Below are 13,611 nucleotides of genomic sequence, written 5' to 3'. Positions count from 1 at the left end.
ATAACTATGCTTTTTTATACGGGTGGGTTTTAAGCCAGTGCTCGGCTATTTGCTCTCTCGTGGCAAACCATACCTGCTCATGAGAGCGGGCATATTTTAAAAACCGTGCCAATGCCTTTACTCTTCCTGGTCTGCCAATTAAGCGGCAATGCAAACCTATCGACATCATTTTTGGGGCGTTTTCACCTTCTGGGTCGCCTTCCTCGTATAGCGTATCGAATGCATCTTTTAAGTAATTAAAAAACTGATCGCCGGCATTAAAACCCTGTACGGCAGCAAAGCGCATGTCGTTTACATCAAGCGTGTAGGGCACAATGAGTTGTGGCTTACCTTCTTTAATACTGTAAAAGGGCAAATCGTCGCTGTAATCGTCGGCGTCATATAAAAACGTGCCATTTTCCGCCACAAGGGCTGCGGTATTTGGGCTAGTTCGGCCGGTATACCAGCCTTTGGGCTTTTTACCCGTAAGCGTTTGAATAATCTCAATGGCTTTTTGCATGTGCTCGCGTTCAGTTTGCTTATCTATATTTTGATAATTAATCCAGCGCAGGCCATGGCTTGCAATCTCGTGCCCTGCTTCAACAAAGGCTTTAGCTACATCGGGGTGGCGCTCAAGGGCCATGGCAACCGCAAAAATGGTGACCGGTATATCGTATTTTTTAAATAAACGCAGTAACCTCCACACGCCCGCGCGCGAGCCATATTCGTAAATAGACTCCATGCTTATATGGCGGTCTTCTACATGGGGAGCACTTACTATTTCAGATAAAAATGTTTCGGCCGCTGCATCACCATGTAATACACAGTTTTCGCCGCCTTCTTCGTAATTTAATACCACTTGCACGGCAATACGTGCTTTATTGGGCCAATTTGCATGGGGTACATCTGGGCCATAACCAATTAAATCGCGCGGGTAGTTTTTAAATTGCTCGCTCATATTATTGCTCCTTTTTAAGTGCCGTGAGCCAAGACCCGAGCATTTCGCGCTCTGTGTCTGTCATCTTGGTCATATTAGCCAGTGGCATGTCTTTGGTTACTACGGCGCGGGTATGAACAAGTACTTGCGACTTTTTTACCTGTTCAATTGAATCAAGTTTAAAACCAAGTGGCGCTGTTTGAAAAAGCTCAGAGGTCGGTGTTTCACTATGGCACTGCGTACAGTGTTTGCTGATTACATCCCACGCTTGTACGTCGGTGATACTTGCTTGTAAAGGCGCGTTTTCGTCTGCATTTGTTGGGCTGCTAGGCCACGGAGCTATTGCTAACATAAGAGCAAAAAATGCTGCAATACCACTTATAAGTACTGAAGGTTTATTAACGCCTTGATGTTTTAAGTTAAAGTAATGGCGTATCCACATACCAATACCAAACAGCGCAATTAAAATAAGCCAGCCAAAGTTGTGGCTATACGTGTAAGGAAAGTGATTGCTAAGCATAATAAATACCACTGGTAACGTGGCGTAGTTATTATGTATCGAGCATTGCTTGGCTTTTAGTCCTGGGAGCGATTCGGGAATACGGCCGGCTTCTACTTCACTTACCATATAGCGTTGCCCTGGCATAATAATGTGATACACATTGCCAACCATACACGTGCCAATAAGCGCACCTACATGAATATACACAGCGCGGTCGCTAAATAGTTGATCAACCCCATAAGTCCACAGAGCTAATAAACCAATAACCACAGCAATAAACGCTTTACCGTTTTCAACGAGCGGGGTTTTACACAATAAACGATAAACACCATAGCCTAAGCCAATAAAACCAAGTGATGCGCCAATAGCTGCAAATTTACTTAGCTCACTTTTACTGTTATCGATTAGGTAAACATCGGCGCCTACATAATAAAGTAAGCTAAATAATAAAACACCGGTGATCCAGGTTGTATAGGCTTCCCACTTAAACCAATGCAGGGTATGGGGCATTTTTTCAGGCCCATTTTGATACTTAGCCACTTCGTAAAAGCCACCGCCATGCACGGCCCATAAATCGCCTTTTATGCCTTTATCTATTTTCCACTGCGGTGGTGTTTGTAGGTTGTTATCAAGCCATGCAAAATAAAATGAAGCGCCAATCCAGGCTATACCAGCAATAACATGAAAATAACGCAGTACTAAATGAGCAAGCTCAAATAAATAGTTTTCCATAACGGTTAAGCCTCTTCTAATACCGGTGAGCGGGTGTCTGAAAATTGATTGTTATCATCGCGCTTATACACACTTTTACCCATAATGTAGGTTTGCTCAACGCAGCGGTCGTCGCCTAACATCATCATTGCAAACAGTTTTTCATGCAGGGTTTTGGCATGCTGTATTCTAAATTTTAAAAATGGGGTTGCTGAACAATCCATTACAATAAAATCGGCTTCACAACCGGCTTCAAAATTACCAATTGTCCCTTCTAAATCAAGTGCGCGTGCACCGCCTAAAGTCGCTAAATACAGCCCTTTAAATGCTGAAAACTTTTGACCTTGTAATTGCTGAATTTTGTACGCTTCGTTACCTGTTTGTAGCATAGAAAAGCTTGTTCCTGCGCCTACATCGGTACCCATGCCTACGTTTATGCCGTGCTCTTCACAGGCTTTTAAATTTAAAAGTCCTGATCCTAAAAATAGGTTTGAGGTAGGGCAGTGCGATATTGCCGCATTGTTATCGGCAAGGCAGCAAAGCTCGCGCTCAGATAAATGAATACTATGGGCAAATACTGAGCGTTTACGTACCATTTTTGCTTGCTCGTACACGCCTAAGTAATCTTCGGCTTCTGGAAATAGCCCTTTTACCCATTCGCACTCGTCTTTGTTTTCTGATAGATGGGTGTGCAGGTAGGTGTCTGGGTATTCTTCAAGTAACTGAGTGCATTTTTGTAATTGTTCTGGGGTTGATGTGGGGGCAAAACGCGGCGTAACTGCGTAGCTTAGCCTGTCAACATTGTGCCATTTTTTTATTAGGGCTTTAGATTCGTCATAGCTTGTTTGCGCGCAATCAGATAAGTCGCCAGGGCAGTTACGATCCATCATTACTTTACCGGCAATCATGCGTAAATTGCGTTTTTGTGATTCTTTAAAAAATGCATCAACCGATTGCGGGTGCACAGTGCCAAATACAAGAGCAGTGGTTGTGCCGTTGCGCAGCAGCTCGTCTAAAAATCGATTAGAGATCTCTTTTGAATAATGCTTACACGTAAACTTTTTCTCTGTCGGAAACGCATACTCGGTTAGCCAACTTAGCAGTTGCTCGCCGTACGCACCCACCATTTCGGTTTGTGGTAAGTGTATGTGGGTGTCTATCATACCTGGCATAACGAGTTTGCCATCGTGGCGGATAACACGCGCTGATTTATCAATTGTTGGCAGTATGTCGTACTCGTAACCAAGTTTAACTACTTTGCCGTGCTTGATAACTAATGCGCCTTTTTCAAAAAAACGATGGGCGCTTTCGCCAGCAATGGCAGGGTCGTCAACAAAGTCGAGTATATCAGCACAAACTACTGTTAAGTTATTATTGTTCTGTGTGCTCATAGTTAGCTACCTCTGTATGTAGAGTAGCCATACGGGCTAAGCAACAATGGGATATGATGATGTTTAGTATCTTGTAATCTAAACGTTATTTGCGCCTCTGGGTAAAACGCAGGGGTAGGTTGATTTTGGTAATAACTATCTAAATCAAATACTAGCTTATAGGTTGCAAATTCTACTTCTGTATTTAGCCAGCCGGTAATTCGCCCATCGGTATCGGTTGTGCCTTGGGTTAGTTGTACCCATTCGTTATTTGTAAGTTTAAATAGCTTAACAGCAACGTTTGCCGCAGGTTTTCCGGTGCTGGTATCAAGTATATGGGTGGTTATAGGGCTTTTGTTCATACCTTTATTCATAGCAGTGACTCCAATCTTATTTTTGTTATTTTGGCTTGTTCGCTTGCGGCTATATTTAGCTCTGTACTGCGGGTGTTGTGTATGCGCTGCTCTATGAGTTCAAGCATTTGGTCGGCTGTTTTACCGGTGGCGCACACTATAAAAATAAAGCCAAACTTGTTCAGGTACTCTTTATTAAGGGCAATCATTTTGGTAAGTACGGTTTCGTTTGCTTTGCTCATACCTGATTGTTCATGCCCCGCTTTTTGTGCGGTGGCAGCGTATTTTTTGCTAAGGGTTGATAAGTCGCCTATTTGCGGGTGGCCTTCAAAGGCAGCTAAATAGTCGCTCTCGCCAAGGCTATCCCATATGCTTTTTGCGCATTCAAACAGCTGCTGAGCACTTTTAAATGGTATTGCTTTTACCATGCCCGCCACCCAGTTAGGGGCCGCGCAGCAATGCTCAAGTGCTTGTTTTGCTTGTGCATCATTTAGCGTATTTATTTGTAAACTGCTCATGCGTCTATTTCCTCCTGCGTGGTGCTAATTAAGGCATTTTTTAGTGTGCGCCATTGCAAGCCTTGGCGTTTTGGCGCTTGGCTTTGCATAGCCTGATAAAGGCCAATTAGCTGTCCACTAATCGAAATAGCCACTTCCATTGGTAATTTGCCCGTAATGTTTTTAAGCCCAACAGGGCAGGTCACTTGTTGTATTTGATCGGCTGTAAAATCGCGATGGGCTAGGCGTTGCTTAAAACGTTTTGCTTTAGTGTCAGAGCCAATAACGCCCAGCCAATTGGCATCAGCGCGTTTAATAATGGCTTGGGTGAGTGCAAAGTCGAGCTGGTGGTTATGGGTAAGTATTAAGTAGTTATTAGCTTTAGGCGCACGTTTTACTTGCTCTGTTGGCTCTTCATCAACCACTTTTACTACGTTATTTGGAATAGCTTGTGGGAATACATCGACGCGGCTATCTATCCAGCGTATGCGCATAGGCAGCTGTGCCAATATACCAACAAGCGCCTGTGCTACGTGGCCTGCGCCATAAATGTCGAGGGTAAAGCGCTTGCATTGCATGCATTCAAGCATAACGGTGGCAGCGCCGCCGCAGCACTGGCCTAAATTTGCACCTAGGTTAAATTGCTCTATTACTTGGGCGGCTTCGCCTTTGGCAAGTAGTTCGCGGGCTTTTTCTATTACTACGTACTCAAGATGGCCGCCGCCAAGGGTGTCGTAAATATGCTCGCCGCTTATTACCATTTTAGAGCCTGTGCCGCGTGGGGTTGAGCCATTGGTGCCAAGTACCGTGGCAATTACATAGTTAGTGCCGCTTTGTTCGTGCTCGTTTATAGCCTGCGCCCAATTTTGCGTATGAAAACCCTGAAACGACTCATTTAAATTAGTCATGTTGATGCTCCTTAAACCAGCTCGCGGTTTGCTCAATTGCACTCAATACTCGCTCTGGGGTTGCAGGTGTATCCAGTGGGGCGGTGTATTTGCAATCAGCCACACTGCTTATTGCATTACGAATAGCGCTCCATACACTAAAGGCCAACATAAATGGCGGCTCGCCTACGGCTTTTGATCTAAACACGGTGGTTTCTGGATTTGCTGAGTTATAAAGATTGACGTTAAATTCGGCAGGGGTATCGCCAATGGCTGGTATTTTGTAGTTGGCTGGGCCAAAGCTTGCAAGCTGGCCTTTATCATTCCATTGTAAGTCTTCGGTTGTTAGCCAGCCCATGCCTTGCACAAAGGCACCTTCAATTTGCCCTATATCAAGTGCTGGATTAATTGAACTGCCTACATCGTGCAGTATATCAACGCGGGTTACCGTGTTTTCGCCGGTTAGGGTATCTACTTCTACTTCGCTGAGTGCTACGCCGTGAGCGTAGTAAAAAAATGGCCGGCCTTCGCCTTTGGCTCTGTCGTAATGAATTTTTGGTGTGGCGTAATAACCGGTAGATGAAAGCGATATACGATTCATGTAAGCAAGGTTTGCAAGTTCGCTAAAGCTAATTCCCCCTTTACTAAAAGTAATGAGGTTATCTTTAAATACAACAGTGTTGCTGTCTACTTCAAAGTGCTCGGTAATAAAATTAATTAAGCGCTCTTTTATTGTGTTTACTGCATTTAGCGCCGCCATGCCGTTTAAGTCGGTACCACTTGAGGCAGCTGTTGGCGAGGTGTTTGGCACTTTGTCGGTACGCGTAGCACTAATACTTACCGCGTTAAAATCGACCCCAAAGCCATGGGCCACAATTTGCGCAATTTTGGTGTTTAGCCCTTGGCCCATTTCGGTGCCGCCGTGGTTTAAATGTATAGAGCCATCGCTATATACATGTACGAGTGCACCAGCTTGGTTTAAATGTTGTACCGTAAACGAAATACCGTATTTAACCGGCGTCATCGCAAGGCCTTTTTTTATAATAGGTGACGATACGTTAAATGCTTTAATAGCCTCTTTACGTGCCCAGTAATCACCCGACACCTCAAGCTGAGCAATCATATCTTTTAAAATATGTTGCTCTACGGTTTGATGGTACGGCGTGGTATCGCGGCCTTTTTTATATAAATTGAGTTTTCTAATTTCAAGCGGATCTTTACCTAATTTGGCGGCTATATCGTCCATTATTAGCTCGCCCATAATCATTCCTTGCGGGCCACCAAATCCTCTAAATGCGGTATGGCTTACGGTATTTACTTTACAGCGATTACCCTTAATTGTGGCGGCTGGGTAGTAGTAGGCGTTATCGGCATGAAACATGGCTCGGTCTACAATTGCATCAGATAAATCTGGCGAGTAGCCACAAAACCCATTTACGGTAATGTCGGCACCTTTTATTAAGCCATTTTCATCAAAACCAACATGGTATTGATTATAAAAAGGGTGGCGCTTACCGGTTAATTTAAAATCGTCGCTGCGGGCTAGGCGCATTTTTACTGCGCAGCCAAGGTGGTAAACCGCAAGAGCTGCAAGGCATGCCCATGGTGCGCCTTGGGTTTCTTTGCCGCCAAAAGCACCGCCCATACGCCGGGTTTCTACGTTTACAAAGCTAAATGGCTTTTTTAAAATTTTAGCAACTAAGTGCTGCACCTCAGTAGGGTGTTGCGTAGAGCACTGAACATGAATGCCCCCGTCGTTATCAGGTTGCGCCAGCGCTATTTGGCCTTCTAAATAAAAGTGTTCTTGCCCGCCTATGCTTATTTCGCCTTTAAGCTGGTGGGCTGCGTTATTAATGGCGTTTTCGCTGTTACCACGGTTAAGTGAATGGGGCGGCCTTACCCAGTGCTCTTTGCTAATGGCTTCTTTAATATCAAGTATGGGTGTAGTTTGCTCGCACTCAATAACCACTAAGCGTGCAGCGCGACGCGCTATGGCGTAGCTGTCGGCAACGACAATTAATACAGGTTGCCCGTGGTATTGAATCTCATGGCTAGTGAGTAATACATCACCAGGAAATACCGGGCCAATATCTAATTTACCCGGTACATCTTCCGCCGATAAAATACGTTTAACGCCTTCAACTGCCAGTGCGAGACTTGTATCAATTGATTTAATAAAGCCACTTGTAACAGGGGCGAGCACTGGGTAGGCATGCAGGCAGCCGTAAGGCTCAGGATTATCGTCAGCAAAATTTGCACTGCCACAAACTTGTTTAATAGCGCTTTCGTGATATTTCGATTGCCCAACGCTACCACCTTGCGCTTTTAGTTTATCCATTTCAAAGTGACGCATGTGAGATCCTCGTAATGGCAATGTTGTTATTGTTGCGTGCTTGCGGCTCACAAAACTCAATACCAATGCGTTGTAATAAGTTTTTGCTTACCGTAGTGCGATAATGTGCACTGCTTCTTACATCGCTCATGGGTGTAAAGTCATCGTTAATAGCCGTTGCTGCATCTATAAAGCTACTTACTTGTAATGATTGAGATATCAGCTTTTGCTCAATATGCTGCGCGCGCTTAGGAATAGCAGCCATACCGCCCATAGCGCAGCGGGCTTGAGTAATCATGTTTTGTGAATGCTCTATAGCAAGTACCAAACACACGGTAGATATATCGTCTTCAAAGCGTTTTGATATTTTATGACACGCCAGTTTTAGCGACTCTGGGCGCTTTGGGATGGTGAACTTACTTATTACTTCATCGCTTTTAAGCACTGTTTTTTTGTAATCAATAAAGTAGTCGGCAACTTTAATAGTGCGCGTACCAGCGCTGCTTAATAAATCCATTGATGCATTAAGAGCGATTAAAAGGGGAGCTGGATCGCCAATCGGAGAGGCATTCCCTATGCTGCCACCGAGTGTGCCGCTGTTATGTACTTGGCTTGATCCTAAGCGTTCAAATAGCTCTTTTGACTCTGGGTAATGGTTATAAAATACCTCAACAAATTGGCTATAAGGTAGTGCTGCACCAATGTGTAGCTCACCGTTATTATCTGCCAAGGTGCAAAGCTCCTTTACTTGGCTAAGGGAGATAATTACATCTGGTAAGAGCATGTTTTGGCTAAGCTCAATGGCAAAGTCGGTGCCACCAGCAACTAAATGTGCATAAGGATAAAGCGCTTTTAGCTCAACAAGTTGTTGGGCAGTTTGTGGTAAGTAAAATTTGCGAGGACCATTTTTTAAAAATGGAATATCGTCATCATATTGCGTATTAAGTGATGCTTTAAATTGAGCGGCCATTGCTGAGTAAGGTTCAGCTTTACGCTCATAGCTATAGGCTTTTTCGGCTGCAAGTAATATAGGGCTATAACCTGTACAACGGCATAAGTTACCGCCAAGTGCATGAATAACCGCTTTTTTACCAGGGTACGTTGGCTCATTAATATAAAGAGCCAACAAACTCATTATTATACCGGGCGTGCAAAAACCACATTGCGAACCATGGCACTCCACCAGTGCACGTTGTACGGGGTGTAAATCGGTTAAGTTTGGGTATAAGCCAGTAGTCACAGCCTCTACCGTTACTATATGTTTTGCATGCGCATTACCTAATAACAATAAACAGCTGTTCATTGTTTTGTATTGCCAACTAGTTTGCCCGTTTGCATTTATACGCTCTTCACCCACTAAAATTGTGCACGCACCACAGTCGCCAGTTGCACATCCTTCTTTGGTGCCCACTTTCCCTTTTTTGGTGCGAAGCCAGTCCAAAATGGTGAGACTTGGCGAACATTCTTGTACTTCAATTGGCGTGTTATTTAATAAAAATTGAATCACACAGACCTCCTTAATTTTTATAAAGCCCTGATACATAAAGGCTTGGCGTATGTTTTTTCTTGTTGTTTGCGCACGGGTAAGAAAAATACTTTTTCATCTTGGTAAGTATATTGCAGTTACCATGCCATTGTTGACCGGTTGGTCAGTTGATGTTTTGAGTAGGCTAAATTGCTCATTAAGTACAAATAGGCCCTAATAATGAATAATAAATACCGCCTTACTATGCAGGGAATGACAAAGCAGTATCCCGGATGTATAGCCAATAATGACGTAACCTTAAAAATTAAGCATGGTGAAGTGCATGCCTTATTAGGTGAAAACGGTGCAGGTAAAAGCACATTAATGAAAATGCTTTATGGTGTGGTTAAACCTGACCAAGGGGACATGTTTTTCAACGGCCGTATAATGAATATAAAAGAGCCTGCTGATGCGCGTGATTTAGGCATTGGAATGGTGTTTCAGCATTTTTCGTTATTTGAAACACTTACGGTCGCCCAAAATATTGAACTAGCGTTAGGTGATTTAGCAGGGCATAGCAGCACGCTTGCGGGTCGAATTACAAAAACATCAACACGTTATGGTATGCCATTAGACCCCCATAGACTGGTATCAACACTTTCAACTGGCGAGCGCCAACGAGTAGAAATTGTTAGATGCTTATTATTAGATATTCAGTTACTTATTTTAGACGAACCCACTTCAGTACTGACTCCACAAGAAGTCGATGCATTATTTAAAACCCTAAAGTCACTTAAAAAAGAAGGCTGCTCTGTGCTGTTTATTAGCCATAAACTGCACGAAGTGATTGAGTTATGTGACAGTGCGACCATTTTGAGAGGCGGGAAAGTAAGCGGGCATTGTATTCCTAAAAACGAAACTAGTGAGTCAATTGCTAGGCTGATGGTAGGCGACAACACGCCAATTAGTAACCAAACTCGCAGAGCTTTGGGTGCTGCGGATTTTTTAACCGTTAATAATCTAACCACCGCCGCACAAGCGTTATTTGAAACACCCCTTAAAAATATTAACTTTGCAGTACAGCAAGGCGAAATAGTGGGGATTGCGGGTGTTGCTGGCAACGGACAAGAAGAGTTATTAAAAGTGCTTTCGGGGGAGCAAATTCAAGCTAGTAGCAGCGCCATCAAATTTAAAAATACCGTTGTTGATGCACTGTGCCCGCTAAAAAGGCGCCGCCTTGGGCTTGCATGTGTGCCAGAGGACAGGCTTGGGCGAGGAGCCGTGCCCACTATGGATTTAGCACAAAATGCACTGCTTACTAGTTTTGATAATGGGCTGGTTAAAAATGGCTTTTTAGTAAAACAAAAAATTACTGAGCTTGCTAATAAAATCATTACAAAATACAAGGTTAAAACGCCAAGTTTTCGCACTCATGCAGCAAGCCTTTCGGGCGGTAATTTACAAAAATTTATTATTGGTCGAGAGGTAGAGCAAAGCCCAAAACTACTCGTTATGTCGCACCCTACTTGGGGAGTAGATATAGGCGCACAAGTGGCGATACATGAAGCTATTTTAAAGCTTCGCGACGAAGGGTGTGCGGTACTCGTTATTTCAGAAGATTTAGATGAACTTTATAAAATTTGCGACCGCATTGGCGCAATTTGTGATGGCAAACTGTCTCCTATTTTAAACACCGATACCGTACCGCTTGTGCAGTTAGGGCAGTGGATGGCTGGCGACTTTAGCGATGTTTTTAATAACCAGACTAAAGTACACACACCACAAGGGGCACTCGCATGATTAAGTTAGAACCACGTGTTGAACGCTCACCGGCTTGGAGTTATCTCTCTCCTGTTTTAGCTATTTTACTCACATTAATAACCGGTTACGTGGTGTTTGCCTTATTAGGGCATGATCCTCTAAATGCCCTGTATACATTGCTTATAGCACCTGTTGCCGATTGGTATGGTGTAACTGAGCTACTTGTAATGACCATTCCTATTTTGCTATGCGCCTATGGCTTAGCGCTTTGTTATAGAGCATCGGTTTGGAATATAGGCGCAGAAGGGCAACTGCTTATTGGTGGTGTATGTGCAAGTGCTGTAGCCGTTAACTTTGTTGATTCAACAAGTGCTTTTGCAATGCCACTTACATTACTCGCTGGTATTGCAGGTGGGATGTTGTGGGCGGGGCTTGCTGCTTTTATGAAGCTGCGTTTAAACACCAATGAAATTTTAGTCACCATAATGCTCAACTACATAGCAGTAAATGTATTGCTGTGGGCTGTTCATGGGCCACTCAAAGATCCTCACGGTTATAACTTTCCTGAAAGTGCATTGTTTGGCGATAGTACGTTATTACCTGTTTTATTCGACGGTACTCGATTGCACTTAGGCCTGGCGTTTGCGTTATTAGCGCTATGCGCCACATGGGTTTTTATTAGTAAAACCTTTATAGGCTTTCAAATACAAGTACTTGGGCTTGATGCATCCGCGGCCAAAATGGCGGGTTACAAGCGAGCATTATTAATTGCCGGAGTGCTAGTTATTAGCGGGGGCTTGGCGGGGCTTGCTGGAGCGGGAGAAGTAGCTGGGCCTATTGGGCAGTTGGTTCCGCAAATATCACCCGGTTATGGCTATGCCGCCATTATTGTTGCTTTTTTAGGGCGACTCCACCCAGTAGGAATTACGTTTGCGGGCTTATTAATGGGGCTTATTTATATGGGAGGTGAACTTGCGCAAATTAACATGGGATTACCTAACGCTATAACCGGTATTTTTCAGGGGTTAATGCTGTTTTATTTACTCTCGTGCGATGTGCTTATTACTTATCGCCTTAGATTTTCGCTGCCATTTAAACAACAAAAAGCGCAGCCAATACATATTGCACAGGAGTCTTAAATCATGGAATTAGATGTAATTACTAATATTTTATACGCCACTATTCGTACAGGCACCCCCTTATTGCTGGTGGCGCTGGGTGAAATGGTATGCGAAAAAAGCGGCACCTTAAATTTAGGGCAAGAAGGCATGATGCTACTTGGCGCAGTGGCAGGGTTTATAACTATGTACCAATGCGACAACCTATTTATTGGTTTTACGGTAGCAGCTTTGGTCGGGGTTATGGCCTCACTTATTTTTGCTTTTGTAGCTCTTAATTTAAATGCTAGCCAAGTAGCGGCAGGTTTGGCGCTGACTATTTTCGGTACAGGCCTTTCGGCATTTTTAGGTGCCGACTATGAGGGAAAAACCATTAACGCGTTACCTACTTTAGCAATTGCAGGGTTTGAGCATATTCCGGTTTTAGGCAAAGCGCTATTTTCGCAAGACGCCATTGTGTATTTAAGTTGGGGTTTAGTACTTGGTGCGTATTTGTTTTTTAAATACCACAGAGCAGGGCTTGCAGTACGAGCGATTGGTGAAAACCCAAGTGTGGGTAATAACTTAGGATTACCTGTAATGCGTACCCGTTATTTAGCCGTTATGTTTGGCGGCGCACTGGCTGGCATTGCGGGCGCATACTTGTCGTTGGCTTATACACCACTTTGGACTCAAAACATGACGGCAGGGCGAGGTTGGATAGCCCTTGCTTTAGTGGTGTTTGCAAGCTGGCGTATTGAGCGCGTAATGCTTGGCGCTTATTTATTTGGCTTTGCCAGCATTATGCACTTAGTGGCACAGGCTTTTGGGTGGGCTGTGGAGTCTAACTTACTGGCCATGTTGCCTTATGGTGCAACGCTTATCGTACTGATTATGCTCAGTAAAAATAAACAAAAATTAAAAATGTACGAACCCATGTGGTTAGGTAAACCTTGGCACAAGGGTCATTAAATTAATTACAAAATCAATAAGGTAAATCACCTGCTTCAACAGGATATTAAAAATATAACACGGAGAATAACAATGAAAAAACTTATAACGGCACTCGGGGTTGCATTGAGCTTAGGCATAAGCGCATCTGCTATTGCAAAAGATAGCGTAAAAGTTGGTTTTGTATATGTAAGCCCCATAGGTGAAGCCGGTTGGACTTATACACATGACTCTAGCCGCCACTACCTAGAAGAGAAGTTTGGCGACAAAATAGAAACCACTTTTGTCGAAAGCGTACCAGAAGGGGCCGATGCAGAGCGTGTTATTACGCAACTGGCTAAAAGCGGGCACGATTTAATATTTACCACGTCGTTTGGCTACATGAACCCAACACTTAAAGTGGCTAAACGATTTCCTAATGTAAAGTTTGAGCATGCTACAGGCTATAAACGCGCAAAAAACGTAAGCACTTACTTTGATCGCATTTACGAAGGACGCTACCTAACAGGTGTTATTGCAGGGCACATGAGTAAAACCGACAGCATTGGTTATATTGCTGCGTTTCCTATTCCGGAGGTAATACGCGGTATAAATGCATTTACGCTTGGCTTGCGCTCAGTAAAGCCTAATGCAAAAGTAAAAGTAGTGTGGGTTAATAGCTGGTTTGATCCGGGTAAAGAGCGCGAAGCTGCCGATAGCCTAATAGATCAAGGCGTTGATATTATTACCCAACATACTGATTCGCCTGCACCACTGCAAGCTGCGCAAG

The 13,611-nt window shown here is 43.8% G+C and carries 12 protein-coding genes; 4 read left to right on the top strand and 8 right to left on the bottom strand.

All coding sequences use genetic code 11. The features are described 5' to 3' along the window. Nucleotides 1-4: 4 nt before the first annotated feature. Genes puuE through xdhA form a run of 8 tightly spaced genes read right to left on the bottom strand, consistent with a single transcriptional unit; the run spans nucleotide 5 to nucleotide 9,075 of the window. Nucleotides 5-937 (bottom strand): allantoinase PuuE, encoded by a 933-nt coding sequence (puuE, locus tag L659_RS0122205; protein WP_024591986.1) that lies wholly within the window; start codon nucleotides 935-937, stop codon nucleotides 5-7. Between the two features lies 1 nt (nucleotide 938). After that, nucleotides 939-2,150 (bottom strand): urate hydroxylase PuuD, encoded by a 1,212-nt coding sequence (locus L659_RS0122200; RefSeq protein ID WP_024591985.1) that lies wholly within the window; start codon nucleotides 2,148-2,150, stop codon nucleotides 939-941. 5 nt (nucleotides 2,151-2,155) lie between these two features. Then, nucleotides 2,156-3,520 carry a guanine deaminase gene (guaD, locus tag L659_RS0122195; protein ID WP_024591984.1) on the bottom strand — a complete coding sequence of 455 codons (1,365 nt, stop codon included), beginning with the start codon at nucleotides 3,518-3,520 and terminating at the stop codon, nucleotides 2,156-2,158. 2 nt (nucleotides 3,521-3,522) lie between these two features. Then, entirely contained in the window at nucleotides 3,523-3,873 is a 351-nt protein-coding gene (uraH, locus tag L659_RS0122190) for a hydroxyisourate hydrolase (protein ID WP_029769966.1), read from the bottom strand. Then, on the bottom strand, nucleotides 3,870-4,370 hold the full coding sequence (gene uraD, locus L659_RS0122185; RefSeq protein ID WP_024591982.1) for a 2-oxo-4-hydroxy-4-carboxy-5-ureidoimidazoline decarboxylase: 501 nt from the start codon (nucleotides 4,368-4,370) through the stop codon (nucleotides 3,870-3,872). The genes uraH and uraD overlap by 4 nt, the downstream gene beginning before the upstream one ends. After that, nucleotides 4,367-5,257 (bottom strand): xanthine dehydrogenase accessory protein XdhC, encoded by an 891-nt coding sequence (gene xdhC, locus L659_RS0122180; protein WP_024591981.1) that lies wholly within the window; start codon nucleotides 5,255-5,257, stop codon nucleotides 4,367-4,369. The genes uraD and xdhC overlap by 4 nt, the downstream gene beginning before the upstream one ends. Continuing rightward, nucleotides 5,250-7,589 carry a xanthine dehydrogenase molybdopterin binding subunit gene (gene xdhB / locus L659_RS0122175; RefSeq protein ID WP_024591980.1) on the bottom strand — a complete coding sequence of 780 codons (2,340 nt, stop codon included), beginning with the start codon at nucleotides 7,587-7,589 and terminating at the stop codon, nucleotides 5,250-5,252. The genes xdhC and xdhB overlap by 8 nt, the downstream gene beginning before the upstream one ends. Then, nucleotides 7,576-9,075, bottom strand: a complete 1,500-nt coding sequence (gene xdhA / locus L659_RS0122170; RefSeq protein ID WP_024591979.1) for a xanthine dehydrogenase small subunit — start codon at nucleotides 9,073-9,075, stop codon at nucleotides 7,576-7,578. The genes xdhB and xdhA overlap by 14 nt, the downstream gene beginning before the upstream one ends. A gap of 198 nt (nucleotides 9,076-9,273) precedes the next feature. Between xdhA and L659_RS0122165 the strand changes: the two genes are divergently transcribed. The 4 genes from L659_RS0122165 to L659_RS1000000124085 form a co-directional block, all read left to right on the top strand. Then, nucleotides 9,274-10,833: an ABC transporter ATP-binding protein gene (locus tag L659_RS0122165; RefSeq protein ID WP_024591978.1), complete on the top strand. Its 1,560-nt coding sequence runs from the start codon at nucleotides 9,274-9,276 to the stop codon at nucleotides 10,831-10,833. Continuing rightward, the gene (locus tag L659_RS0122160) at nucleotides 10,830-11,933 is read left to right on the top strand and encodes an ABC transporter permease (protein WP_024591977.1); all 1,104 of its coding nucleotides are present in this window, start codon (nucleotides 10,830-10,832) and stop codon (nucleotides 11,931-11,933) included. Before L659_RS0122165 ends, L659_RS0122160 begins: the two co-directional genes overlap by 4 nt. Before the next feature lie 3 nt (nucleotides 11,934-11,936). Continuing rightward, nucleotides 11,937-12,863 (top strand): ABC transporter permease, encoded by a 927-nt coding sequence (locus L659_RS0122155; protein WP_024591976.1) that lies wholly within the window; start codon nucleotides 11,937-11,939, stop codon nucleotides 12,861-12,863. 72 nt (nucleotides 12,864-12,935) lie between these two features. Then, nucleotides 12,936-13,611, top strand: a 676-nt coding sequence (locus L659_RS1000000124085) for a BMP family ABC transporter substrate-binding protein (protein WP_029770046.1), incomplete at its 3' end; no start/stop codon positions are given.

Source organism: Pseudoalteromonas sp. S8-8, from assembly GCF_000497875.1.
In the GTDB taxonomy this organism is placed as follows: Bacteria; Pseudomonadota; Gammaproteobacteria; order Enterobacterales; family Alteromonadaceae; genus Pseudoalteromonas; species Pseudoalteromonas arctica.
Note: the sequence above shows the minus strand (reverse complement) of the source record. Positions and strands in the feature narration are given on the sequence as shown.